Raw genomic sequence first — 265 nt, 5'->3', positions numbered from 1 at the left:
GGTCGCCTCGACGAAACGGGCGAACTCGGCATTGCTCACCGTGGTCGCGGCGATCCGGAAAGGCGACACGAATGTCTTGCGCCTGGGGCTGTCGTGATCGTCCGGGAAGCTTGATTTGCGCGCTCCCATCTCGAAGAACCCGCCGGGAATGTCGATCAGCCTCTGCCGCAGCTCCGACTGTGTCGGCTCGTCCGCCGCGGGAACTGCGAGCGCCGCTGCATGCCAGATGTCATCGCGCGCGAGATATCCTGATTTTCCGCCTGCA

At 64.2% G+C, this 265-nt stretch carries 1 protein-coding gene; it reads right to left on the bottom strand.

All coding sequences use genetic code 11. The features are described 5' to 3' along the window. A partial coding sequence (locus Q5L94_RS13790; protein ID WP_317498924.1) for an SUMF1/EgtB/PvdO family nonheme iron enzyme occupies window positions 1-265 on the bottom strand: 265 nt, incomplete at both ends.

Source organism: Idiomarina sp. Sol25, assembly GCF_033052775.1.
Lineage (GTDB): Bacteria > Pseudomonadota > Gammaproteobacteria > Enterobacterales > Alteromonadaceae > Idiomarina.
Note: the sequence above shows the minus strand (reverse complement) of the source record. Positions and strands in the feature narration are given on the sequence as shown.